The organism is Sphingobium scionense (assembly GCF_014197035.1).
GTDB lineage: Bacteria > Pseudomonadota > Alphaproteobacteria > Sphingomonadales > Sphingomonadaceae > Sphingobium > Sphingobium scionense.
Genome location: NZ_JACIEU010000005.1, coordinates 15255 through 36682, shown reverse-complemented (window position 1 = coordinate 36682; position 21428 = coordinate 15255). Strand labels below are relative to the sequence as shown.

At 64.3% G+C, this 21428-nt stretch carries 20 protein-coding genes and 1 tRNA gene; 7 read left to right on the top strand and 14 right to left on the bottom strand.

Going from position 1 to position 21428, the window contains the following annotated elements:
* Positions 1–119: 119 nt before the first annotated feature.
* Both rpsG and rpsL read right to left on the bottom strand, forming a co-directional pair.
* On the bottom strand, positions 120–590 hold the full coding sequence (gene rpsG, locus GGQ90_RS06680) for a 30S ribosomal protein S7 (protein ID WP_093020440.1): 471 nt from the start codon (positions 588–590) through the stop codon (positions 120–122).
* 15 nt (positions 591–605) lie between these two features.
* Positions 606–977 (bottom strand): 30S ribosomal protein S12, encoded by a 372-nt coding sequence (gene rpsL / locus GGQ90_RS06675; protein WP_004208728.1) that lies wholly within the window; start codon positions 975–977, stop codon positions 606–608.
* A 357-nt stretch (positions 978–1334) separates the two neighbouring features.
* Here rpsL and GGQ90_RS06670 point away from each other — a divergent pair, with 357 nt between their 5' ends.
* From GGQ90_RS06670 to GGQ90_RS06660, 3 genes are all read left to right on the top strand, one after another.
* Positions 1335–3611: an EAL domain-containing protein gene (locus tag GGQ90_RS06670; RefSeq protein WP_188081413.1), complete on the top strand. Its 2277-nt coding sequence runs from the start codon at positions 1335–1337 to the stop codon at positions 3609–3611.
* A 167-nt stretch (positions 3612–3778) separates the two neighbouring features.
* Positions 3779–4969, top strand: a complete 1191-nt coding sequence (locus tag GGQ90_RS06665) for a M23 family metallopeptidase (protein ID WP_188081412.1) — start codon at positions 3779–3781, stop codon at positions 4967–4969.
* Entirely contained in the window at positions 4950–5336 is a 387-nt protein-coding gene (locus tag GGQ90_RS06660) for a bactofilin family protein (RefSeq protein WP_188081411.1), read from the top strand. Before GGQ90_RS06665 ends, GGQ90_RS06660 begins: the two co-directional genes overlap by 20 nt.
* Positions 5337–5340: 4 nt before the next feature.
* Here GGQ90_RS06660 and GGQ90_RS06655 read toward each other — a convergent pair whose 3' ends face one another.
* Genes GGQ90_RS06655 through GGQ90_RS06645 form a run of 3 tightly spaced genes read right to left on the bottom strand, consistent with a single transcriptional unit; the run spans position 5341 to position 8686 of the window.
* Positions 5341–6849, bottom strand: coding sequence for a YifB family Mg chelatase-like AAA ATPase (locus GGQ90_RS06655; RefSeq protein WP_188081410.1), 1509 nt, complete (start codon positions 6847–6849; stop codon positions 5341–5343).
* A gap of 47 nt (positions 6850–6896) precedes the next feature.
* Complete coding sequence (locus tag GGQ90_RS06650) at positions 6897–7571, bottom strand: RlmE family RNA methyltransferase (protein WP_004208734.1); 675 nt, start codon at positions 7569–7571, stop codon at positions 6897–6899.
* On the bottom strand, positions 7568–8686 hold the full coding sequence (locus GGQ90_RS06645) for a Ppx/GppA phosphatase family protein (protein ID WP_188081409.1): 1119 nt from the start codon (positions 8684–8686) through the stop codon (positions 7568–7570). Before GGQ90_RS06645 ends, GGQ90_RS06650 begins: the two co-directional genes overlap by 4 nt.
* Positions 8687–9021: 335 nt before the next feature.
* Between GGQ90_RS06645 and GGQ90_RS06640 the strand changes: the two genes are divergently transcribed.
* The 3 genes from GGQ90_RS06640 (at position 9022) to GGQ90_RS06630 (ending at position 14753) form a co-directional block, all read left to right on the top strand.
* Entirely contained in the window at positions 9022–12495 is a 3474-nt protein-coding gene (locus GGQ90_RS06640) for an autotransporter domain-containing protein (protein ID WP_188081408.1), read from the top strand.
* A 123-nt stretch (positions 12496–12618) separates the two neighbouring features.
* Positions 12619–14202, top strand: a complete 1584-nt coding sequence (locus GGQ90_RS06635; RefSeq protein ID WP_188081407.1) for a Na+/H+ antiporter — start codon at positions 12619–12621, stop codon at positions 14200–14202.
* A 17-nt stretch (positions 14203–14219) separates the two neighbouring features.
* Positions 14220–14753 carry a nucleotidyltransferase family protein gene (locus tag GGQ90_RS06630; RefSeq protein WP_246428155.1) on the top strand — a complete coding sequence of 178 codons (534 nt, stop codon included), beginning with the start codon at positions 14220–14222 and terminating at the stop codon, positions 14751–14753.
* Here GGQ90_RS06630 and GGQ90_RS06625 read toward each other — a convergent pair whose 3' ends face one another.
* The 4 genes from GGQ90_RS06625 to yajC are packed head-to-tail and all read right to left on the bottom strand — an operon-like array spanning position 14754 to position 18101.
* Positions 14754–15098 carry an MTH938/NDUFAF3 family protein gene (locus GGQ90_RS06625; protein WP_188081609.1) on the bottom strand — a complete coding sequence of 115 codons (345 nt, stop codon included), beginning with the start codon at positions 15096–15098 and terminating at the stop codon, positions 14754–14756.
* 53 nt (positions 15099–15151) lie between these two features.
* Entirely contained in the window at positions 15152–16135 is a 984-nt protein-coding gene (secF, locus tag GGQ90_RS06620; protein WP_188081405.1) for a protein translocase subunit SecF, read from the bottom strand.
* 21 nt (positions 16136–16156) lie between these two features.
* The gene (gene secD, locus GGQ90_RS06615; RefSeq protein ID WP_188081404.1) at positions 16157–17758 is read right to left on the bottom strand and encodes a protein translocase subunit SecD; all 1602 of its coding nucleotides are present in this window, start codon (positions 17756–17758) and stop codon (positions 16157–16159) included.
* Positions 17759–17765: 7 nt separating this feature from the next.
* Complete coding sequence (gene yajC, locus GGQ90_RS06610; RefSeq protein ID WP_188081403.1) at positions 17766–18101, bottom strand: preprotein translocase subunit YajC; 336 nt, start codon at positions 18099–18101, stop codon at positions 17766–17768.
* A gap of 244 nt (positions 18102–18345) precedes the next feature.
* Between yajC and GGQ90_RS06605 the strand changes: the two genes are divergently transcribed.
* A tRNA-Pro gene (locus tag GGQ90_RS06605) sits at positions 18346–18422 on the top strand.
* A gap of 205 nt (positions 18423–18627) precedes the next feature.
* Here the strand turns inward: GGQ90_RS06605 and GGQ90_RS06600 are convergent.
* The 5 genes from GGQ90_RS06600 to GGQ90_RS06580 all read right to left on the bottom strand — a co-directional run bounded on the left by GGQ90_RS06600 (position 18628) and on the right by GGQ90_RS06580 (position 21413).
* Positions 18628–19173, bottom strand: a complete 546-nt coding sequence (locus GGQ90_RS06600) for a hypothetical protein (RefSeq protein ID WP_188081402.1) — start codon at positions 19171–19173, stop codon at positions 18628–18630.
* A 114-nt stretch (positions 19174–19287) separates the two neighbouring features.
* Positions 19288–19470 (bottom strand): hypothetical protein, encoded by a 183-nt coding sequence (locus GGQ90_RS06595; RefSeq protein ID WP_188081401.1) that lies wholly within the window; start codon positions 19468–19470, stop codon positions 19288–19290.
* Positions 19471–19509: 39 nt separating this feature from the next.
* On the bottom strand, positions 19510–19959 hold the full coding sequence (locus GGQ90_RS06590) for a DUF1003 domain-containing protein (RefSeq protein ID WP_188081400.1): 450 nt from the start codon (positions 19957–19959) through the stop codon (positions 19510–19512).
* A 270-nt stretch (positions 19960–20229) separates the two neighbouring features.
* A complete protein-coding gene (locus GGQ90_RS06585; protein ID WP_188081399.1) occupies positions 20230–20652 on the bottom strand; it encodes a nuclear transport factor 2 family protein in 423 nt (140 codons plus the stop codon).
* Positions 20652–21413, bottom strand: coding sequence for an SDR family NAD(P)-dependent oxidoreductase (locus GGQ90_RS06580; protein ID WP_188081398.1), 762 nt, complete (start codon positions 21411–21413; stop codon positions 20652–20654). The genes GGQ90_RS06585 and GGQ90_RS06580 overlap by 1 nt, the downstream gene beginning before the upstream one ends.
* Between the last annotated feature and the right edge of the window lie 15 nt (positions 21414–21428).

Sequence of the window (21428 nt, the reverse complement as noted above, 5' to 3'; positions counted from 1 at the left end):
TCGTTAAATCTGCGCGTGGCCCCTAAACCAATCCGTTCGCCATGGGTAGCCACCCATGACGAACGGACCGATTTTGGCAGGCCAATGTCGAAGCGGGCACGGTTGCGCCCGCCCCGCCATTACCAGCGGTAGTGCGAGAAAGCGCGGTTCGCTTCCGCCATGCGGTGCGTATCTTCGCGCTTCTTGACCGCATTGCCGCGGTTGTTGGCGGCGTCCAGCAGCTCACCCGACAGACGCGCTGCCATGGTGGTTTCGCTGCGGTTGCGCGCGGCCGTGATCAGCCAGCGGATCGCCAGAGCCTGCGAACGTTCGGGACGAACTTCGACAGGAACCTGATAGGTCGCACCACCGACACGGCGGCTGCGAACTTCGATACCGGGCTTCACATTGTTGAGGGCGTCATGGAACAGACCGATCGGGTCCTTCTTGGCGCGGGTCTCGACGGTGTCGAGAGCGCCATAGACGATCGATTCGGCGACGGCCTTCTTGCCGTCCTGCATGATGCTGTTCATGAACTTCGACAGCACGATATCACCGAACTTGGGATCCGGCAGGATAACGCGCTTTTCGGGGCGACGACGACGTGACATATTACTGTTCTCCCCTTACTTCGGACGCTTGGCGCCGTACTTCGAACGGCTCTGCTTGCGATCCTTGACGCCCTGGGTATCCAGAACGCCGCGAAGAACGTGATAGCGCACGCCCGGAAGATCTCGCACACGGCCGCCACGGATCAGCACGACGCTGTGTTCCTGGAGGTTGTGGCCTTCACCCGGGATGTAGGTGATGACTTCGCGCTGGTTGACCAGACGCACCTTCGCCACCTTACGCAGAGCCGAGTTCGGCTTCTTCGGGGTCGTCGTGTAGACGCGGGTGCAAACGCCACGCTTTTGCGGGTTCGCATCCATGGCAGGGACCTTGGACTTGGTCTTCTGCAGTTCGCGGCCCTTGCGGACCAGCTGGTTGATTGTTGGCATGAAGCCCTTCACCTTTTCAGTTACTTTACCAGACGCCACCTGCGTTCCCCGCCGCCTGGAGCCAATGACTCCAAACAGCAAAGGCCCCGACGGAAACAATCCGCCCGGAGCCGCAAGGACAGCCGATAATGTTCAGCTCTAGTGCTTGCCCCGGCAAGCGATGGAAGAACGAGTCTTCCTGACACAGAACGCGGGGCAGCGGCCCTATAGCGATGGGGGACGAAAGGGTCAAGCGCAGGACCGGGAGGACCATTGCGGCGCATGTGCCCACATAGTGAATGACATTTTATCATTTTGCTAACATGCTGCGCAGTATGGGATCTTCCCCCGCAGCCCCCATATCCAGATGGACCAGTCGTGATTGCACTTTCCCGCATTAGCGGCGAGTTCCACAGCCCGGAGCGGGAGGCCGCCTTTCAGGCCGATCGACTGCCCGAATCGCGTCGCCACGCCCATCTACTCTTCGCCTTGTCAGCGCTGCTCAACACCCTCTTCCTGCTGAGCGACTGGCGCTTTGCCGGCACGGCCCATTTCTGGGTCGCAGTGCCCGCGCGCCTCATCGTGGTCTTCTGGTCGCTCGTCAGCTTGGGGCTGTGCCGCTACATGCACAGTTTCAAGGCGGTCGAACGCATCTGCTTCGCCTGGCAATGCGTCACCGCCATCGGCGTCGCCTTCCTCGTCTCCTCGCGCAGCGACATCGCCATCTTCGTCCTGGTGATGCTGCCGCTTGTCTTCTACCTCGTCGTGCCGACCAGCTTCCGCGGCAATGTCGGCGGAGGCCTGGGCTGCGGCGTCGCCCTGCTGATCGGCTATCTGGCCCCTGCCCCCTTGTCGCCAACCATGCCCGGCATGATCATGGCAGTGCTGATGCTCCATTGCGGCATGTGGATCGCGATCGCCCGCACCAACCGGCTGCAGCGGCTGGAATGGACCGCCAGCCAGGATGCACAGGCTGCTCGCGTCGCCCTGGCCGCCAATGGCGAAGCGCTCGAACGGCTGTTCATGACCGTGCCCCTGCCCCTGATCGTCATCCGCGTCGACGGCACGGTCCTGCGTACCAACGATTCCGCCGCACGCAGCCTGGGCACGGCAGAGGATGTCGCCCGGCTGGCACTCATCGTCGACCACGCCCCGCCACTGCGCCTGCTCGACCGACTGACGCGGGGCGACAGCATCGACAATGAAGAATGCTGCCTCGCCAATGACGAAGGCATCATCCGCGACGTCCTGCTGGGCGCCCGCCCGATCCTGCTGGCCGGCGAACAATGCATCCTCGCCAGCATCGTCGACATCACCGACCGCAAGCAGGCCGAACGCCATCTCGCCCATCTGGCGATGACCGACGCCCTGACCGGCCTCGCCAACCGATCCCATTTCATGGCCAGCCTGATGCAGGCGGCCCAGTCGACCGAACGATCCGGCGGCCAGATGGCGGTCGTGCTGATCGACGTCGACGAATTCAAGCGGATCAACGACAGCGCCGGCCATGACGCCGGCGACGCCCTGCTGTGCGCCGTGGCCGAACGGCTACGCGACTCGGTGCGCCCTGCCGACATGATCGCCCGCATGGGCGGCGACGAGTTTGCCGTCATCCTCACCCGGCTGCGCGGAGTCGCGGATCTGGACGCCATCCTTAACCGCATGATCGGCCGCCTGCACATGCCGCTGCGCCATGGCGGGCGGGACATTGATTGCCGCGTCAGCATGGGCGTCGCCCTCTATCCCGACCATGCCGGCGACATGATCGACCTGATGAAGCATGCCGACATCGCCCTGTATGAGGCGAAGAATAGCGGGCGCGGACGCGCCTGCCTGTTCGAACCGGGCCTGCTGGAAAGCTGGCAGACCGAGGCGCGCATGCTGGAGCGGGCGCGCGATGCGCTGGCCCATGCCCAACCCGTGCCCTGGTACCAGCCCAAGATCGACCTGCAGGATGGCCGCGTCATCGGCTTCGAAGCGCTGCTGCGCTGCGTCCGCCCGGACGGCACCCTGATGATGCCCGACCAGATATTGGCCGCCTTCGAACATCCCGAGCTTGGCCGCAAGATCACCGAGCGGATGATCGACCAGGTGCTCGTCGATTGCCGCGCCTGGATCAGCGCCGGCATCGATTTCGGCCATGTCGCCGTCAATGTCCCCGGCGTCGAACTGCACGACCGCGCCTTCCCCGACCGACTGCTCGCCCGCCTCGCCCATGCCGAGGTTGAGCCGCGCCGGATCGAGCTGGAAGTCACCGAATCCGTGTTCCTCGGCCGTAATGTCGATGTCGTGGAACGCAATCTTCAGCGCCTCAGCCAGGCCGGCATGGCCATCGCCCTCGACGATTTCGGCACCGGCTACGCCTCGCTGTCCCACCTCAAGCAGTTTCCGATCGACGTCATCAAGATCGACAAGGGCTTTGTCCGCGACCTGGAAACCGACCCGGATGATGCCGCCATCGTGCGCACCGTGCTCAACCTTGCCTACAGCCTGGGCGTAAAAACCGTCGCCGAAGGCGTCGAAACGATTGAACAGCTGGAATATTTGCGTTCGGGTGGTTGCCATTATGGCCAGGGCTATTATTGGAGCGCTGCCGTTCCGGCATCGCAATTACCCAGCTTTCTTGAGCCCTCCCGCTTCGCCCGTCGAAGCTGAAGCGCATCGCGAAAAATATTTTCAAAGCCAGGGAACCAAATGGGACGACGATCATTTCGTCCCGGTTTAGCTTCGACTCGTCACGAGTCTGCGGCTGTGGATTCGCGCGTCCGATCTTCTTTTGCTACCGGCCCGACTCACCGAAATAAATAGTTACGGGGTCGCAATTGTCGCAGCGCAAGAAGAAGGGGGTCGCCACCCTCTGGGCCAGGCTCAGTGCCTTGTGCCCGGAGCGGGAAATCTTCCTGCGCTCGGGCGGCCAGGTAAAGTTCATCCGCATTTCCAAGCGCGCTCAGCTCATGGCTCTCGGCATCCTGTCGACCGGCCTGGTCGGCTGGGGCGCCGTCACCGTGTCGATGCTCGCCAGCAGCGCCGCCGTCGCCCATGACCGCGCGATGCTGGATGCCAAGGGCGCGGCCGTTGCCAGCAAGGCGCGCAAGGTCGACGGCTATCGCAAGTCGGTGAACGACCTCGCCCATGACCTGGAAGCGCGCCAGGATTTCATCGACGATCTCTACAAGACCCATTTCGGCGAGCCTGGCGACGCTGCGGCCAATGCCCCGGTCGGCAAGGCGGACGCCGCCACCGAAAAGGCCGGCCAGGGCAAGCTCGACGCCAAGATCAGCATGGCGCCGGAAGCCGCGCCGCTGATGCAGGTCGATGCCCGCCAGCGCCGTTTCGCTGCCCTGCTGACCAGCGCCGTGGAAGCCCGCACGCAAAAGGCCGCCGCTGCGATCCGTAGCTTCGGACTCAATCCCGACGCGCTCGCTCGCAACGCGGCCCGCGCCCAGGGCGGTCCGTTCGTCCCCTGGCATGGCGATGAAGATGCAATGCCGGCCGAGCTGGAAAGGCTCGCCACCGCCCTCTCCCACATGGAATTTCTGGAAACCAGCCTGCTGCGCATTCCTTCGGGCCAGCCGACCGGCACGCCGATGCTCAGCAGTTCCTATGGCTATCGCCGCGATCCCTTCAACGGGCACGCCGCCTTCCATGCCGGACTCGACTTTCCCGGCCGCTATGGCCAGCCGATCCTGGCCGCCGCCCCCGGCAAGGTCAGCTATGTCGGCCAGCGCAGCGGCTATGGCAATGTCGTGGAAGTCACCCATGGCAATGGCATCATGACCCGCTACGCCCACCTGTCCGGCTATAACGCCCGTGTCGGCCAGCAGGTCGCACGCGGCGACCAGATCGCCCGCATGGGTTCCACCGGCCGCTCGACCGGCACGCATCTTCATTTCGAGGTGCGCGTGAACGGCGATCCCATCAACCCCCGCCGTTTCCTCGAGGCCCGCAAAGATGTTCTCCAAGTCCAGCAAATCGCCACGGCCCGTCTCGCCGATGTCGGCAACCGGGGCTAAGCACACCCCCTTCTCGCTGATCGGCAGCGATGTGACGATCACCGGCAATCTTGCCGCAACCGTCGACCTGCATGTCGACGGCGTGATCGACGGCGACATCAGCTGCGCCTCGCTGGTCCAGGGTCCCGACAGCCGGATCATCGGCCATGTCACGGCCCAGAGCGCGCGCCTTGCGGGACTCGTCGACGGATCGATCAGCGCCGAGGAACTGGTGGTTGAAAGCACCGCCAGGATAACCGGCGACGTGACCTATGAACGGATCACGATCGAGGCCGGCAGCCGGGTCGAAGGCCGTTTCGCCCACAAGGACAATGGGCCGGTCGCGGCCGCCGACCTCAAGCTCATCACCAGCGACAGCGCGGCGTAATCGTTCAATTGACCGGCGCGCGGCGGCGGTAGCTCAGCGCCTCGGCAACATGCACCCGGCCGACCTGCTCCACGCCGGCAAGGTCGGCGATGGTGCGCGCTACCCGTAATACCCGCGTATAGCCGCGCGCCGACAGCTTCATTGCGGCGGCGGCCTGCGCCAATAATTGCCGCCCGGCCTCATCCGGCCCGGCCACATCCTCCAGCCGCTCGCCATCCACCTCGGCATTGGTCCGCACCTTGCTGCCGGCATAGCGGCGGGTCTGCAGCGTGCGGGCTGCCGCAACCCGCGCCGCCACCTCCGCCGATCCCTCGGCGGGCGGCGGCAGCACCAGGTCGGCCGCCGTCACCGCCTGCACCTCGACATGCAGGTCGATGCGATCGAGCAGCGGCCCCGACACCTTGGCCTGATAGTCGCTGGCACAGCGCGGCGCGCGCGAACAGGCCAGCGCCGGGTCGGACAGATGGCCACAGCGACAGGGATTCATCGCCGCGATCAACTGGACCCGCGCCGGGAAGGTCACGTGGGCATTGGCCCGCGCCACACTCACCTCGCCGCTCTCCAGCGGCTGGCGCAGCGAATCCAGCACCACGCGCTGGAATTCCGGCAGTTCGTCCAGGAACAACACGCCCAGATGGGCCATACTGACCTCGCCCGGCCGTGCCTTCAGGCCACCGCCGACCAGAGCCGCCATCGATGCGCTATGGTGCGGATTGCGAAATGGCCGGGCGCGGCTGATCCGTCCGCCCTCCAGCGTGCCGGCGACACTGGCGACCATCGATGTCTCCAGCGCCTCGGTCGGCGTCAGCTCGGGCAATATGCCGGGCAAGCAGCTGGCCATCAGCGACTTGCCCGCCCCCGGCGGCCCGACCATCAGCAGATTATGGCCGCCTGCCGCCGCGATCTCCAGCGCCCGCTTGGCGCTTTCCTGCCCCTTCACCTGGCGCAGGTCGGCCGCCCGCAGCGGCGGCTCGACCGCGCCGGGCTGCGGCGGCGACAGTGCAGCCGTGCCCTTGAAATGATTGAGCAGGCTCAGAAGATCGGGCGTCGCCACGACCTCCACCTGCCCCGCCCAGGCCGCCTCGCTCCCCTGCGCAGCGGGACAGACCAGCCCCAGATCCTGCTCACCGGCATGCAGTGCCGCCAGCAGCACGCCGGGCGACGGTGCGGTGCGTCCATCCAGCCCCAGTTCGCCGACGACGATATAGCCCGCCAGCGTCTCGGCATCGATCACCCCCATCGCGCCCAGCAGCGCGATCGCGATCGGCAGGTCGAAATGCGATCCTTCCTTGGGCAGGTCGGCGGGGGATAGATTGACGGTAATCCGCTTGGGCGGCAGCGACAGGCCGATCGCGGCGATCGCATTGCGCACCCGCTCGCGGCTTTCGGCCACCGCCTTGTCGGGCAGGCCGACGACGATGAAGGCGGGCAATCCCGGAACAAGCTGGCACTGCACCTCGACCGTGCGCGCTTCCAGGCCCAGATAGGCCACCGTCGAAACCGTCGCTACCAATGGCCCGCCCCCTCTTCCCCGTGAAGGCGGCCGATCGCTTGTCCCCGTTATTCCTGCGCGTCCGGCCGTCCCTTGAATCCCTGCGCCACGACATACCATTCGACGCTGCCCTTGCGGCTCGCCGGCGGCTTGGCATGCTTGATCGTGGTGAAATGCTTCTTGAGCACCGCCAGCAGTTCCGCATCGGTGCCACCGGCAAAGACCTTGGCAACGAAGGTGCCGCCCTTGCGCAGATTCTGCACGGCGAAATCCGCCGCGGCCTCGACCAGCCCCATGGTGCGCAGATGGTCGGTCTGGGCATGGCCCACCGTATTGGCCGCCATGTCGGAAATCACCAGGTCCGGCTCCTGCCCCAGCGCCTCGCGCAGCAGGTCGGGCGCCTTGTCGTCCATGAAGTCCATTTCGAACAGGGTGACGCCGGGAATCGGATCGACCGGCAGCAGGTCGATGCCGACCACCGCCGCCTTGGGCGCCATCTTGCGGATCACCTGTGCCCAGCCGCCCGGTGCCACGCCCAGATCGACGACCGCGCGCGATCCCTTCACGAAATGGAATTTCTCGTCCAGCTCGATCAGCTTGAAGGCGGCGCGGCTGCGCCAGCCTTCCTGCTTGGCCTTGTGGACATAGGGATCGTTGAGGTGCCGCTCCAGCCAGCGCACCGACTGCGCGGTGCGCCCCTTGGCGGATTTCACCCGGACCTTGCCTGCGCCAGAACCCCTCACGTCGTTGCTCCATGGCGGTCCATCAGGCCGCGCAATATGCCCTCGCGAATGCCGCGGTCGGCGACGCCCAGTCGCTCGGCCGGCCAGATGTCGAGGATCGATTCCAAAATGGCACAGCCCGCGACCACCAGGTCGGCGCGCTCGGTGCCGATACAGGGCAATCGCTGCCGATCCGCCAGTGCCATGGTCGACAGCCGTTCGGAAATCGCGCGCATCGAACTGCTCGGCACGATCAGCCCATCGATCGCCTGCCTGTCATAGCGCGGCAGGTCAAGGTGCAGGCTGGCCAAAGTCGTCACCGTGCCCGATGTCCCCAGCAGCCTGATGCCAGTTTCGCCCTGCGGCAGGCGCCGGGCGAGCGGCGCAAACGCCTCGGCCACGCGTGCCCGCATCCGGCCATAGGCGGCCAGCCGCTCGGTCGGATTGGCATGGTCGAACAATTCGCTCTCGGTCAGGGACACGACGCCCCAGGGCGCACTGACCCAATCGACGATGCGCGGCGCGCCGTCGCAATGGGAATCGACCAGCACCAGTTCGGTCGATCCGCCACCAATGTCGAAGATCAGCGCCGGGCCATGGCCCTCCTCCAGCAGCGCATGGCATCCCAGCACCGCCAGCCGCGCCTCTTCCTGTGCGCTGATGATGTCGAGCGCGATCCCGGTCTCGCGATAGACGCGCTGGATGAATTCGGCGCCGTTGCTCGCCCGCCGACAGGCCTCGGTCGCGACAGATCGGGCCAACGTCACATGGCGGCGGCGCAGCTTGTCGGCACAGACCGACAGCGCGGCAATGGCCCGGTCGATCGCCGCATCGCTGATCCGCCCGGTGGCCGCCAGCCCCTCGCCCAGACGCACGATCCGGGAAAAGGCATCGACCACAATGAAACCGTCTGCCGATGGCTTGGCGATCAGCAGCCGGCAATTATTGGTGCCCAGATCGATTGCCGCATAGGATCGGCGGTCGCGCGCCGTGTAGGGATAAAGGCCCCGCTGCTTCGTCGGGGGCGGAATGGCCGCAGCCTTGCTCCCATTGCCCGGACCGGAACGGGTAGACTTTCCCGTGGAATGGCCGGTCAGGCCGGAACTCTGCGGCGATGGGCGGCTATGCTGCACCAAGGCCGTATCTCACTTCATCAATCGCCGATCGCGCAAATCCGATCGGAACTTGCCTTCATGCTTAAGCGGAACCGCCCACTTCCGCAAGTGGGCGGGAAATCAGCCGATAATCCAGGACATTCCCTCCCATGGTGCATTTGCATAAATTACATAATTAATATCGCTAACATCGGCAAAAACAGGATCGCCAAATGAATCAATCAAGATGAGAAACTCATAACGCAAAGAGAACATTGTGTCTTTTTGGATACATGACAGAAACTTTCATTTTTGGGCAATTGTCTTGCGCGCGATAGCTGCATAGCCTCGCCAACGGTCTTTGGGGAGTTTACATCATGCGCATTCGTAAGAATGGCGCGGGCCTGTTGGCGCGCGCCGGTCGTTCAGCCCTTATGGCATCGGCCGCTCTGTCCGCTCTGAGCATCGCACCGGCAGCCCATGCCGTCGTGCCGAACGACAATAATACGCCGGCCGACATCGTCGATGGCACCGACGTCACCGGTGTTGGCATCATGTATCGCGACGATGGCTATGTCTGCACCGGGACGCTGATCAACCCGCGCACCGTCATTTTCGCCGCCCACTGCGTCAATGACTATGACCCCAGCACCTACAGCACGGTGAATGGCGGCATTCCAGTCGCCTTCGCGTTCCAGAGCGACGCCCGGCCCGGCCTGATCGACTGGATCAGCAACGGCTATCGCACCAATACCGCGCTGAGCGTCTACAACGTCAATAACATCGCTTATAATCCGGACTCGCTCGATCCGCCGGCGCTGAGCTTCCTCTATGGCGACACTGCCATCGCGACCTTGGACACACCGGCCAGCGACGTCCCTACCTGGGCGATGCTCTTTTCCGCCCTGCCCGCACCGGAAACGATCAGCGACACGACCGGCACCGGCTATCATGTGACGATCACCGGCTATGGCCGCAGCGGCAGCGGCACCACCGGCAACAGCTATGGCATCGATTTCCGTCGCAAGGTGGCCGAGAATTTCCTTGGCCTGCTCGGCTCGCTTGACGATGTCGATACCTTCCTGTTCGGTGGCGGCAGCGGCTACAGCCAGAATCTCTACCAGCTCGACTTCGACGATCCGACCCGCACCAACGAGTTCGACTTCAATGTCTTCAAGGATGATGCGCTTCCCAATGAAGGCAATACCGCCGGCGGCGACTCCGGCGGCCCACTGATCCTCGACCAGACCTTCGATAAGAAGGTGGTTCTGGGCGTATTGTCGGGTGGCAGCCGCTACTTCCTGGAACAGCCGCAAAGCGCCTATGGCGGTTCCGCCTTCTATCAGCCACTCTATCTTTTCTGGGACTGGATCGCGCAGAATAATCCCTATCGCTACGCCACCGCGAATGCAGGCGATGGCAAATGGAGCGACGCCAGCCACTGGGTGACCGCGCTCGACCCCAATTACATGATCATCGACAGTAATGGCTCGCTGGTGAACGGCGTGCCGACCACGCCCGGCGCCGGCGCCTTTGGCGAGGACGACGCCCAGAAATTCGGCCAGATCTGCTATCAGCCCAATGATGGATCGGACGACGCCTGTTACGATGTCGGCACCGACACGCTGCTGATCAACGGCGAGCCAGTCGAGGCAACCGACGCGACCACCACCAGCGGCAGCAAGACGGTCGGCAACAACAAGGGTAAGGTCGAGATTGCCGAGCGCAGCCCATCCGACGGCACCCCCAGCCTGGCGGACGAGACCATCGTCGAGGCCCAGGCGGAAGGCGATGCCGCCCTGCCCGCCGCGACCCTGGCAAACGGCCTGCCCGGTGCCACCAATTTCGTGCCGAACAATATCGACCCGGTCGCCGCGCAGGGCGTCGTCGGCCGCTATTATGACGTGACGCTCAGCGCAGCCGGCAAGACCACGCTCGACATCGACGCCACCGTCGATCGCTTCACCATCTCGGGCACCGGGTCGACGCTCGACGTCACCAGCGCCGGATCGCTCACCAGCCTGATGGACATCAATCATCTGGCCGGCGTGGTGAATGTCGACGGCACGGTCGAAACGCCTGGCGACTATCTGCTGTTGTCGGGCCTGCTGTCGGGCAAGGGCACATTGCGCACGGCCTATTTCACCAACATCATGGGCGTTGTCGCGCCCGGCGGCATCGGATCGGTCGGCACGCTGACGGTCGAGGGCAATGCTCTGCTGAGTTCGGGCAGCACCCTGCATATCGACCTGGGTGCCAACGGAACCTCCGACCTGCTCGCCGTCAAGGCAACCCAGTTCGTGCCGGAAGATGAAGGCGGCGAAGGCGAAGTCATCGCCCCGACCGAGGGCGGCAATGACAATGCACAGAGCGCCGTCGCCAGCATCACAGCGGCGGAAGCTGATGGCGACGTGTCGCTGCTGGCCGCCGGCGATCCGATCGACGGTATCGCGGCTCTGGGCGGCAAGGTCGTGTTCGGCGCGGCCACCGGTGCCAAGCTGCGCTATGGCAACCGATATACATTCCTGACCGCCGAAGGCGGCATCGATGGCAGCTTCGAAACGCCAACCAACATCAGCGCCATCCTTAAGCCCGTGCTGACCTATGGCGCCAATTCGGTGACCGTCACGCTCGATGCCGGTACCTATGCCAGCGTCGTCAACGGCAATTCTCAGATCCAGACCAGCTTTGCCCAGCTGCTCGATCAGAATCGCGGCCTCTACGGCAATTATGCCGCACTTTATGGTGAGGCCGACTTGCTGAGCGTAGCAGGTATCCAGGCGTCGCTCGAAGCCATGGCCCCGCGCACCGAAGCGCTTCGCACATCCATGTCCGAAGTGCTGAACGACAATATGGCCCGCTTCTATCGCGACCGCCTGACCCGCGTCAGCGGTGGCGGCATGGGCGGTACGCTGACCATGACCGGCCAGCCGCTCCAGCTCGCCGCGCTCAGCATGAACAATCTTAACCTGGGCATGGATCAGGGCGGCGGTAACGAAACCGTCACCCAGGAAAATGCCCTGCCCGACGACGTCAGCGCCTTCATCGCCGGCGGCTATATCGACGGCAAGAGCGATCCGATGCGGGGCGCCATCACCACCGGCCGCGACAAGTTCGACGGCTGGTATGGTGCGGCCGGCATCGAAAAGATGATCGGCGACGACGCCGTGATCGGCCTCGCCGCATCCTATAGCGAACTGAAGGGCAATACCGGTATTGGTGATACCGCCCGTGCCCGCCTCTACCAGGCCACCGTCTATGGCAATTGGGATCTGGGCGGCGTGGTCCTGGATGGCGTCGGCAGCGCCGGTACGCTCACCAGCAAGACCAAGCGCGCCTTCGCGGTCGGCACCACCCCCTACACGTTGCGCGGCAGTGACCAGCAGCTGGCCCTGTCGGGTGAGATCGGCATCGGCGCGCCGCTGGGTGGCGACGCCTTCACCATCACCCCCCGCGCCTCGCTGCGCGGCGCCTATATCAGCGGCGGCAACCTCGCTGAATATGGTGGCGACGCCGCGCTGGTGATCCATCACCATGCGATCCAGAGCGCGCAGGGGCGCCTCGGGGCCACGGCAAAGATCGATGTCGGCGGGTTCAGGCCCTATCTGACCGCCAATTATGTCCATGAGTTCCGCGATCAGCCCGCCTATTTCCTGGCCAATTTCGTCGGCGGCACCGGATCGCTCGCGCCCTTCGCGCTGGGCGGATCGGACAAGAATTGGGGCGAAGTGGGCGGTGGCCTCACCCTCAGCACCGGCAATGTCGACATCAGCCTGTCGGCAGACACCACCGCCTGGCGCGGCAACCTCAGCTATCAGAGCTATCGCGCCTCGCTCAAATTCCGCTTCTGAGGGTCGCACTTCAGCAGCACAGGAAAGGGCCGCCTCGCAAGGCGCGGCCCTTTCTCCATCCGCCCCTGTTGGACAGACGGAGCGCGCAAGTTAGGGTAGCGTACCGAAACAGGGACCAGGCCGATGCATCCGGTAGAATTGTTCGAACTGCTGGTGGCAATGCTGCTTGCGATCATCGCGCTTCATTATGTCGCGCATCGGCTGGGCCTGCCGCCGGCGGTCGCGCTGTTGACCGGCGGCACGTTGCTCGCCTTCGTGCCCGGCCTGCCGGTCATTTCACTCGACCCCGAACTGGTCCTGGTCATCTTCCTGCCGCCGCTGCTGATGGATGGCGCCTGGTTCATCGCACTGGGCCATCTGCGCCGCCACCTGATCGGCATCCTATCGCTGGCCATCGGCGCGGTGATCTTCACCACGCTGGTCGTCGCCGCCGTCGCTCATGCCCTCATGCCATCGCTGCCCTGGGCCGCCTGTGCCGCGCTGGGCGCGATCGTCTCGCCGCCCGACGCCATCGCCGCGCGCGCCGTGCTGCAACGCGTCCATCTTCCGCGCCGCCTGTCGGTCCTGCTGGAGGGCGAAAGTCTGTTCAACGACGCCAGCGGCCTGGTCCTCTTCCGCTTCGCCATCGCCGCCGTCGCAACCGGCAGCTTCAGCGCGGTGGCCGGCCTCGAAAGCTTCATCCTGCTTGCGGTCGGCGGGCTGGTCGTCGGCGGCGCGATCGGCGCCACCTGGGTGCTGCTGGTCCGGCGGCTGGGCGACGATTATCTGATGATCGCCTCCTCCATGCTGGTGCCATGGTCCGCCTATCTGCTCGGCGAAGCCTTCCATGTCTCCGGCGTCATCGCCACCGTGGCCGCCGGCCTCATCTGTGGCTGGTATCAGCATATTGTCTGGTCGGCCTCGGTGCGGATGCGCGGCACCGCCTTCTGGGCGGTGATGATCTTCCTCATGGAAGCGACCGTCTTCATGCTGATCGGCTCCTCGCTGCGCGGCGTGGTCGACCGGGTCGGCGGCTTTACCGTCGTGCTCGACAATATGGCCGTGCCGGTCCTGCTCATCCTGCTCGCCCTTACCGCCGCCCGCTTCGTCTGGGTGTTCGGTTCGGACGCGATCATCATGCTGCTGCGCGCACTCGGCCTGCGTCGCTACAGTCCGATCGGCCCGCGCGGCGCCACGGTAGTCGGTTGGGCCGGGATGCGCGGCGTGGTGACGCTGGCGGTGGCGCTCTCCGTGCCAGAGGGCTTTCCCGGCCGCGACTTTCTGTTGGTTGCGGCCTTCGGCGTGATCCTGGGCACCGTCCTCATCCAGGGCACAACGCTCGGCCTGCTGATCCGCTGGGCGGGCCTCTCCGACCCGATTCATGATCGCCCCCGACTCAGCATGAGCGATGCCGAAGCCGCCATCGCCAAGGTCCAGGCCGTGCGCGTCGAACAGCTTGCCTATGACGAGGCCGGCGAGTTGATCCACCCGCAACTGCTCGAACGTTATCAGCGCCGCGCTGTCCTCTCGAAAAATTATGCCGGGCAGGAAGAACAGTTCGCCGACCGGCTCCACGCCCATTTCGACCTGGTGCTGGAGGCGATCGCCGCCGGCCGCGTGGAACTGCTGCGCCTCCACCGGGCCGGGGACATTGACGAACATGTGCTGCAGGAACTGGAACGCGACCTAGACCTGGAGGAGCTGACTGCCTGGTCGATGAAGTCATAGCGCGCATGGAGAGCCGATTGCGCGATCTGCTCAGCGCCGATCCCTGGCGCATGGAGATGCTGCACCTGCTCCGTTCGCTTGCCCTGCCCGACAGCTGGATCGCGGCCGGCTTCGTGCGCGATGCAGTCTGGGATCATCTGCACGGCCACGCCCCGTCGGCGCCCACCGGCGATATCGACATCATCTGGTTCGATCCGGCCCGGACCGATCCGGCGCTCGATCGACAGATCGAAGCGCAACTGGCGCTGCTTCGCCCGGACGCCGACTGGTCGGTCAAGAATCAGGCGCGGATGCATCTGCGCAATCGGGATACGCCCTATGCCGATGCCGCCGACGCGATGCGCCACTGGACCGAGACGGCGACCGCCATCGGCGTCCGCCTGACAGCCGACGAGCGGCTGGAGATCAACACCCCCTTCGGTCTGGATGATCTGTTCGGCTTGCGGCTGGTGCCCGGCCCGGGCTTTCTCGGCGCACGTCGGGCGATCTTCGAAGAGCGGGTATGCGCCAAACGCTGGCCAACGCGCTATCCGCTTCTTCAGCTCGGCTGATCAGAGCGGCAGCAGCGCGCCCACGATCCAGCGTTCCTCGGCCCGCAATACGCCCCAGGCGCGGGCAGCGGCGCGGCTGTCCATCGCCTCGACACCGATACCACGCGCTTCCAGTTCCCGCACAAAGGGGCGGGGCGGCTGTTGCAACCCGCTGCCGGTGCCTAGCAGCAGGAATTCGGGCTTCAGCTCCAGATGGTCGAACAGGTCACCCAGCGCCGCGACACTCATCGCCGACACCACCGGAGCCTGCATCCAGGCCAGCGCCCGGACGGGGCTGAGCAACAGCCCGTCCGGGAAGACATCGTCCTTCACCCGAAAGCCCCGGCCCTGAAAGCCAGTAACGATCGGACCCTGGCCGCTATCGTCGCGGCGCAGTTCGATTCCGGTTTTACGGTCGCTCAGGGCTGGGCTCCATCACGCGGCCCCATACGCTCGGCCTGGGCAGCGATACCACCCTTCTTCTCCTTCTTCTCGGCGGTCTGCGGGCTCAGGCCCAGCGAGATCAGCAGAGAAGAGGAGACATAGACCGACGAATAGGTGCCGACGATGATGCCCAGCATCATGGCCGCGGTGAAGCCGCGCAGCACATGGCCGCCCAGCAGCAACAGCGCGCCCAGCGCCAGCAGGATGGTCATCGACGTCATCACCGTGCGCGGCAGCGTCTCGTTGACCGACAGGTCGATCAACGACTTCATGTCCATCTTGCGATATTTGCGCATATTCTCGCGGATACGGTCGTCGATCACCATCTTGTCGTTGATCGAATAGCCCACGATGGTCAGCACGGCGGCGATGATGTTGAGGTCGAACTCCATCTGGGTGATCGCGAAGAAGCCCAGCGTCATCAGCACGTCGTGGACGATCGCGACGAAGGTCGAGACGCCGAACTGCCATTCGTAGCGGAACCAGGAGAAGATCGCGATGCCGACGATCGCCAACACGACGGCCAGCACGCCATTCTGGATCAGTTCGCCCGATACCTTGCCCGACACCGTGTCATAGCGCGAGAAGGTGACACCGGGGAATTGCGCTTCCATCGCCTTGCGGGTCTTTTCGACCACGGCGTTGGCCGCGCCGGCACCGCCCTGTTCGGGCAGCGGCAGGCGGATCTGCACGGTCTTGGGATCGCCGAACTGCTGCAGCGAGCTTTCGCCGACCCGCAGGCCCGCAATGGTGTCACGCACCTTGTCGGTCTGCACCGCCTGCGGGAACTTCGCCTCGATCATCAGGCCGCCGACGAAATCGACGCCCAGGTTCAGGCCCTTGTGGAAGGTCGCACCGACCGCCAGCACCGTCAGCAGCAGCGTCAGGCCAAAGGCCCAGTGCCGCAACTTGACGAAGCCGATATTGGTGTTGTCGGGGACGAGCTTGAGAAGTTTCATGGGTTGTTCCTCCCGCCCCTCTTAAATGTGGATGTCGGTCGGACGGGTGCGACGCACCCAGCCCGAGACGAGAACGCGCGTGAAGGTCACGGCGGTGAACACGCTGGTCGCGATACCGATCAGCAGCACGATGGCGAAGCCCTTGACCGGGCCGGAACCCAGCGCGAGCATGATGCCACCGGCGATCGCGTGGGTCACGTTCGCTTCAAAGATGGTGCGGCTCGCCTCCTTATAGCCATGCTCGATCGACTGGACGACATTGCGCCCGCGTCGCCGCTCTTCGCGGATACGCTCGTAGATCAGCACGTTGGCATCGACCGCCGTACCGATGGTCAGCACGAAGCCGGCAATGCCCGGCAGCGTCAGCGTAGCGCCCAGAATGCCCATCACGCCCAGGATCACCAGCACGTTGATGGCGACGGCGATATTGGCATACATGCCGAACCGGCCATAGCTCACGAACATGAAGGCGGCGACGGCCACGACCGCGACGATCGAGGCAGTCAGGCCGGCGCGGATCGAATCGGCGCCCAGGCCCGGACCGACGGTGCGTTCCTCGACCACGATGAAGTTGACCGGCAGCTTGCCCGACCGCAGCGCGATCGCCAGCTGATTGGCGCCCTCGACGGTGAAGCTGCCCGAAATCGTCGCCGACCCGCCCAGGATCGGCTCCTTGATGTCCGGTGCCGACAGCACCTTGCCATCCAGGATGATGGCGAAGGGGCGGTTGACATTTTGCGACGTCACCTGCCCGAACTTGCGACCGCCTGCACCATTGAAGCGGATGGTGACATTGGGTTCGTTGGTCTGCTGGTCGTAGGTCTGCTGCGCATCGGTCAGCTCTTCGCCCGACACCATCACCTGGCGGTGGACGGCGATCATCGGCGGCCCGGCCGGATTGGTCGGATAGGGCAGGACTTCGCTGCCCACCGGCGCGCGGCCCTGGGCCACCTCGCTCGGATTGGCGCTCATGTCGACCAGCTTGAATTCCAGCTTTGCGGTCTGGCCCAGAAGATCCTTCAGCGCCTTGGGATCCTGCAGGCCCGGCACCTGCACGACGATGCGGTTGCCACCCTGCTGCTGGATGGTGGGTTCGCGCGTGCCCATTTCGTCGATACGCTTGCGAATGACTTCGGTCGCGACCTGCATCGTGCTCTTGACCGCATTGTCGATTCCCGCCTGGGTCGGCGTGATGACGATGGTCGAGCTGTTGACCACCTCGACATTGAAGTCACGCTGGCCGGTCAGGCCCGCCCCCTGGGTCAGCGGGCGGATGCGCTCGACGGCGCCATCCACTTCGCTGGGGTTGCGGACCATGAAGCTGAGCTTCCCGTCTCGGCTGGAAATGTCACCGATCGCGATCTTGTTCTCGCCCCGGCGCAGTTCGGTGCGAACCTGCTCCTCCATATTGGCGAGCCGCTGTCTGGCCATTTCCTGCGTCGACGCTTCCAGCAGCAAATGACTGCCGCCGGCAAGGTCGAGGCCCAGATTCACGCGTGTCTGCATGAAGGGGGGCAGCTTCGCCACCGTCGAATCGGGCAGGAAGCTCGGGACGGCGCAGACGATGCCGATGATCAGCGGCAACAGGATGCCGGCAACGGCCCAGCGCGAGAAGTTCAGCATCGTTGGATCAGTCGTTCGCGGGCTTGGCGGTGGTCGGGTCGATCACGTCGGCCAGGGTCGACTTGACCGCCTTGACCTTCATGCCCGGTGCCAGCTCGATATCGACATAGATGTCGTCGACGCGCGCGACCTTACCGACCAGGCCACCTCCGGTCACGACCTGGTCGCCCTTCTGCACGGCGTCGATCTTGCCCTTATGCTCCTTCATCTTCTTCTGCTGCGGACGGATCAGCAGGAAGTAGAAGACGACGAAGATGAGGACCAGCGGTGCCATCTGCACCAGGACACCGGCGCCGGAGGCTTGCCCGCCCGCGGTCTGGGCAAAGGCTGGAGTAATGAACATGATGGGACTTTCGCCTTGTTTTTCGGTCTCCCCAACCCGCAGGGCGCGGGCATGGGATCAAGCGCGGGCGGCTAACACAGATGGCCGGGGCAAGGCAACATGCTTGGCTTTTCGCGCCGGGAATGGCGGGCTTTGAAAGGGGTCGGCAACGGACGCGAAAGCCGCTCATTTGCACGCCTCGCAAAAAGCCTGCATCGAATCCCTTGCAACTTCCATTTCATCCCTCTATTGGGCGCCCTCCGGTCGGGACGTAGCGCAGCCTGGTAGCGCATCACACTGGGGGTGTGGGGGTCGGAGGTTCGAATCCTCTCGTCCCGACCAAAAATACCAGCAAAAGCAATGGGTTAAGCAAGCGTCGCTGCATCTAGCAGCGCCACCCATTGGCGTCGTCTAGCGCATATCTAACAGCGCCCCTGAAAACCAGCGTTGGGGCAACCCGTCCGAGGGGCGAATCCCACCTCTTCCGCCATCGCCGTCATGGCAGCCCCCCCCGCCTAAGGCTGGAGGGGTGCTGCTGACCTTAAAATCAGTCCTTACTGTGAGCGACAGCATAAGCGTTCATGGCCAGCCGCTTTACACCGGGTATCGCCAGCGGCTCCATGGACTCAGTCCGCTTGATACGATTCCCCTCAAAATCGATAAACATTACGATCTCAGGACTTTCGCGAAACGTATAATACGCCGCGATAGGAGCATCGTGATCCACTCGGCAAACCCAATTAAGTTCCACCCAATTTCTGCCCTCATCATATGAAAGAGGACCATCGCAGCTATCTAATAGCGCGCGGATGAAATTCGCATTTATCGGTTCATGCTTAGGGGGCCGCGGGGAAGCATAGGTGCTCAATTCCAGTTTGGCATTTTCGACCAGAAAAGCATCAAATGCCTGTTGACCACCCTCCTTCGCAGCAAAGAATGCCTCCCGAGCGCGCTGGAACAGCGGCCCATTCCTGTAATGAGATGAGTTCACATTGGCGATCGACTTTGGCACTTCCGGCCGCTTGTCAGGCACAGGCGTTTGCGCAGTGACGGGCGAGGTTGCCAAGATAATTAAGCCGACCGCAAGCGACATCGTTCGATACATCCCGATTACTCTTCCCCCAAATCCTACAGCACCAAACGCTGGCCCTGCATCACTATGGCCGATTTACCGTTCCAGCAACGCTACAGCTACGCTGTTACACTGTCAGGCCGCATTCCACGTTCCGTCCCGTTCCCAGCGGCGCAGGCCAGCGACAACGGCAATCATATCCCGCCGGTCCAGCGCACCGCCCTCAATGCCAGGCAGCACATCGTGCTCGACCCAAGCATCAAACAAACCGAACAGGGTTGTGAACGGGGACGGCTTCGGCTTCTCCGCTTCCTCCATCCGTGTGATGCTGCGTTGAAGGGCGCGGATGCCGGGCGCTCAGCCCGCCGCCCCTGCCGCATCCTCCCTCTCCCCCGCCATCGCCAGCAGCAGGTCGATCTTGTCGTGCAGGCTGGCGATCTGCGCTTCCGAGCGCAAATTGGTCTCATAGTCGAGCCGCGCCTCCAGCCGGTCCTTCGCCGCCTGGCGGTTCTGGCTCATCATGATGATCGGCGCCTGCAGCGCGGCCAGCATCGACAGCATCAGATTGAGGAAGATGAAGGGAAAGGGATCGAAGGCGTGGCGCGCCAGCACCAGCGTGTTCAGCAGCGCCCAGAGGACCAGGAACAGGCTGAAGCCGATGATGAAGCGCCAGGAGCCGCCGATCGCCGCGACGCGGTCGGCCAGCCGCTCGCCATAGGTCTGGCCGTCATCGAACAGGCGGTTGAGATCAGGGGCCTGAGGCCCGCGGCGCAGGGAGCCGACGAGAAAACGGATGGCTGCATTCATGGATCACCTCGTGCGACCGCGCCTTCGAGGCGGGCGGGTGATCCGAACCTGTCAGTTCGCCCCCATGCCCGAACGCGCGGTCTTTCGACTATGGTCGTTGTCGGACATGATTTCCTCGAAAGGATGGGCGGAATATTCCGGTTGGAACAGGGTGGCAGCTAGACCCGGCACCGCGCCGGATCAATCCGCGCGATCATGAAATCTTGGTCATGTTGGACGCACGCCAAACGGGACAACGCCCTCCCCCATTGCCGCCCTTTGCCTGCCTGTTCAGGCTGGCGGCGCCTTCATCTCGATCGCCAGCCGGGTGAGGCGGGATTGGGCAATCCGCCAGTGGCCGTCTTCCCGGCGATAATCTTCATGATAATGGCCATGGCCGATCAGGCTACGCCCATCGGGCCAGACCAGATGGTCCTGCATCGCCCAAATGGCGGTCGCGATATCGCCGTCGATGGCGATTTCGGGCGAATGGACATGATGGACGGTCCTCGCCGCGTCGATCGAGGCGCGGACGCTGGCGATCGCAACGTCGCGCCCCTCCAGCAGCGGCCCGCCCGATCCGGTCGCGTCGAGCCGGAAATCGGGCGTGAACAGCGCGGCGAACCCCTCCCAATCCTTGGTATCGAGCAGGCGGCAATAACGCGCCTTCACATTGGCAATGGCCAGCCAGTCGGCAAAATCGGGCGCGGCCATCAGAAGCGGAAACCGCGCATCTGGTTGCCGCCGTCGCACAATATCACCTGATTGTTGATGAAGCTGCCCTCGTCGGAGGCGAGGAACAGGCCGAGATTGGCGATATCCTCGGCCGTGCCCTGGCGCTTGACCGACTGCATGCTCTTCAGCCGTTCCCAATTGTCGGCGGCGACCCCATCCTGCGCCGCCTCGGTCGCCATCAGGCCGGGGGCGATGCCGACACAGCGTATCTCATCCTGGCCGAACTGCATCGCCATCGCATGGGTGAAGATGTTGAGCGAGGCCTTGGTGATGCCATAGGCGGTGGCCGGATTGTAGCTCGCCATCGACGACTTGTTGATGATGACGCCCTTCGCTTTCGCCAGCGCCGGTCGCAGCGCTTCGGCCAGCAGCAGCGGGCCGATGGTGTTGACCGCAAAATAATGCTGCCATTTGGCCTGGCCCAGGCCGAAGAAACCGCGCGCAATCTCCCCGGCATGGAGGCCGGCATTGTTGATCAGCACGTCGAGGCGCTCATGCGCGGCCAGCACATTGGTGGCGAAGGCCTGGATATCGGCCTCGTCGCTCATGTCGACGCGGTGGACGGCGGCGGTGGCACCAAGCTGCTCGACCAGCGCCTTGCTCTCCGCCAGCCCCGCTTCGTTGATGTCGGCCAGGATCAGATGCGCCCCCTCGCCACCGAAAGCGAGGGCATAGGCGCGCCCCAGACCCGCCGCGCCGCCCGTCACCAGCACGGTCTTGCCCACGAAACGTCCCGCCATCCTCTGCCTCCTGTC

Bases quoted from the DNA above. Each gene is read 5' to 3' on its own strand.
- rpsG (WP_093020440.1), bottom strand. From the start codon at position 590: ATGTCACGTCGTCGTCGCCCCGAAAAGCGCGTTATCCTGCCGGATCCC.
- rpsL (WP_004208728.1), bottom strand. From the start codon at position 977: ATGCCAACAATCAACCAGCTGGTCCGCAAGGGCCGCGAACTGCAGAAG.
- GGQ90_RS06660 (WP_188081411.1), top strand. From the start codon at position 4,950: ATGTCGGCAACCGGGGCTAAGCACACCCCCTTCTCGCTGATCGGCAGC.
- GGQ90_RS06640 (WP_188081408.1), top strand. From the start codon at position 9,022: ATGCGCATTCGTAAGAATGGCGCGGGCCTGTTGGCGCGCGCCGGTCGT.
- GGQ90_RS06635 (WP_188081407.1), top strand. From the start codon at position 12,619: ATGCATCCGGTAGAATTGTTCGAACTGCTGGTGGCAATGCTGCTTGCG.
- secF (WP_188081405.1), bottom strand. From the start codon at position 16,135: ATGAAACTTCTCAAGCTCGTCCCCGACAACACCAATATCGGCTTCGTC.
- secD (WP_188081404.1), bottom strand. From the start codon at position 17,758: ATGCTGAACTTCTCGCGCTGGGCCGTTGCCGGCATCCTGTTGCCGCTG.
- yajC (WP_188081403.1), bottom strand. From the start codon at position 18,101: ATGTTCATTACTCCAGCCTTTGCCCAGACCGCGGGCGGGCAAGCCTCC.
- GGQ90_RS06600 (WP_188081402.1), bottom strand. From the start codon at position 19,173: ATGTCGCTTGCGGTCGGCTTAATTATCTTGGCAACCTCGCCCGTCACT.
- GGQ90_RS06595 (WP_188081401.1), bottom strand. From the start codon at position 19,470: ATGGAGGAAGCGGAGAAGCCGAAGCCGTCCCCGTTCACAACCCTGTTC.
- GGQ90_RS06590 (WP_188081400.1), bottom strand. From the start codon at position 19,959: ATGAATGCAGCCATCCGTTTTCTCGTCGGCTCCCTGCGCCGCGGGCCT.
- GGQ90_RS06585 (WP_188081399.1), bottom strand. From the start codon at position 20,652: ATGGCCGCGCCCGATTTTGCCGACTGGCTGGCCATTGCCAATGTGAAG.
- GGQ90_RS06580 (WP_188081398.1), bottom strand. From the start codon at position 21,413: ATGGCGGGACGTTTCGTGGGCAAGACCGTGCTGGTGACGGGCGGCGCG.